Consider the following 1,807-nt stretch of genomic DNA (forward strand, 5'->3'; position numbering starts at 1 on the left):
CAGCAAGCGAGACGCTCCACTCTCCATAGAGCCCGGAGCCGCTCTTTAACAATCGATCAGGTAATTCATGTGGGCGCTTGTCGATGGGTCGGTGACCAGTCACTGAAACATCAAGGCAAGCGACTCGTCAGAGACCTTCGGGTCTTTTTGAGAACGTTTGAACCTTGAGCCAGGTTTGGTTCCACCTTAGGAACTATCAGACTTTAAACTGAAGAGTTTGATCATGGCTCAGATTGAACGCTGGCGGCAGGCCTAACACATGCAAGTCGAGCGGAAACGATGGGAGCTTGCTCCCAGGCGTCGAGCGGCGGACGGGTGAGTAATGCATAGGAATCTGCCCGGTAGTGGGGGATAACCTGGGGAAACTCAGGCTAATACCGCATACGTCCTACGGGAGAAAGCAGGGGCTCTTCGGACCTTGCGCTATCGGATGAGCCTATGTCGGATTAGCTTGTTGGTGAGGTAATGGCTCACCAAGGCGACGATCCGTAGCTGGTCTGAGAGGATGATCAGCCACATCGGGACTGAGACACGGCCCGAACTCCTACGGGAGGCAGCAGTGGGGAATATTGGACAATGGGGGCAACCCTGATCCAGCCATGCCGCGTGTGTGAAGAAGGCCTTCGGGTTGTAAAGCACTTTCAGTGGGGAAGAAGGCCTTGGGGCTAATACCCTCGAGGAAGGACATCACCCACAGAAGAAGCACCGGCTAACTCCGTGCCAGCAGCCGCGGTAATACGGAGGGTGCGAGCGTTAATCGGAATTACTGGGCGTAAAGCGCGCGTAGGTGGCTTGATAAGCCGGTTGTGAAAGCCCCGGGCTCAACCTGGGAACGGCATCCGGAACTGTCAGGCTAGAGTGCAGGAGAGGAAGGTAGAATTCCCGGTGTAGCGGTGAAATGCGTAGAGATCGGGAGGAATACCAGTGGCGAAGGCGGCCTTCTGGACTGACACTGACACTGAGGTGCGAAAGCGTGGGTAGCAAACAGGATTAGATACCCTGGTAGTCCACGCCGTAAACGATGTCGACTAGCCGTTGGGTCCCTTGAGGACTTTGTGGCGCAGTTAACGCGATAAGTCGACCGCCTGGGGAGTACGGCCGCAAGGTTAAAACTCAAATGAATTGACGGGGGCCCGCACAAGCGGTGGAGCATGTGGTTTAATTCGATGCAACGCGAAGAACCTTACCTACCCTTGACATCGTGCGAACTTGGTAGAGATACCTTGGTGCCTTCGGGAGCGCACAGACAGGTGCTGCATGGCTGTCGTCAGCTCGTGTTGTGAAATGTTGGGTTAAGTCCCGTAACGAGCGCAACCCTTGTCCCTATTTGCCAGCGATTCGGTCGGGAACTCTAGGGAGACTGCCGGTGACAAACCGGAGGAAGGTGGGGACGACGTCAAGTCATCATGGCCCTTACGGGTAGGGCTACACACGTGCTACAATGGCCGGTACAAAGGGTTGCGAAGCCGCGAGGTGGAGCCAATCCCGAAAAGCCGGTCTCAGTCCGGATCGGAGTCTGCAACTCGACTCCGTGAAGTCGGAATCGCTAGTAATCGTGAATCAGAATGTCACGGTGAATACGTTCCCGGGCCTTGTACACACCGCCCGTCACACCATGGGAGTGGACTGCACCAGAAGTGGTTAGCTTAACCTTCGGGGGAGCGATCACCACGGTGTGGTTCATGACTGGGGTGAAGTCGTAACAAGGTAGCCGTAGGGGAACCTGCGGCTGGATCACCTCCTTACCGACGACGTCACCGACTGTCGGCAAGTGCTCACAATGAATTACCTGATCGGCCAGAGCAAA

At 55.8% G+C, this 1,807-nt stretch carries 1 rRNA gene; it reads left to right on the forward strand.

Annotated features, from left to right (window positions below):
• Positions 1-205 precede the first annotated feature (205 nt).
• A 16S ribosomal RNA gene (locus ACOMD9_RS21045) occupies positions 206-1,745 on the forward strand.
• The last annotated feature ends 62 nt before the right edge of the window (positions 1,746-1,807 follow it).

This window comes from Halomonas terrestris (assembly GCF_049166755.1).
GTDB lineage: Bacteria > Pseudomonadota > Gammaproteobacteria > Pseudomonadales > Halomonadaceae > Halomonas.